1 pseudogene is annotated in these 497 nt (G+C 51.3%); it reads left to right on the forward strand.

What is annotated here, in order from left to right:
* Positions 1-194: 194 nt before the first annotated feature.
* Positions 195-497 (forward strand): annotated as a pseudogene (locus tag RVS70_RS22150) (spore coat protein); the annotation flags it as partial.

Raw genomic sequence — 497 nt, forward strand, 5'->3', positions numbered from 1 at the left:
TTAGAGGATTTGGAAGACGTTCAGCAGGTGTATCATAACGTTGATTTAGGCGAGTAAGGAGTGAGCAGGCTGTTATAGCCTGCTTTCTTTTTTTGTCCTAGAAATTGATTTAGCTGTATGTAGGCGGCTGCCTATACGATCTGTAAGATATTCTCATACTCTGGACTGTAACCTAAGTGCAGGAGAGAGTGAATATGACTGATACTGATACAAGACAGATCTATGGCGGACCTGGTTTTGGCGCTTTTCCAGGCTACGGCACTGGCCGTCCCGGTTTTGGCATGTATGGAGGACTAGGTTATCCGGGCTATGGGATGTACGGAGGCTACCCAGGATACGGCGGCATGTATGGGGGTTACCCAAGTTATGGGATGTCTGGAGGCTACCCGGGCTACGGCATGTATGGGGGGTATCCAGGCTATGGGATGCATGGAGGAGTCGGCGGCTATCCGGGATATGGCGCGTATGGCGGCGGTTACCCAAGCGGCGGTTATGGA

This window comes from Virgibacillus sp. M23, from assembly GCF_034190895.1.
In the GTDB taxonomy this organism is placed as follows: domain Bacteria; phylum Bacillota; class Bacilli; order Bacillales; family Amphibacillaceae; genus Virgibacillus; species Virgibacillus salarius.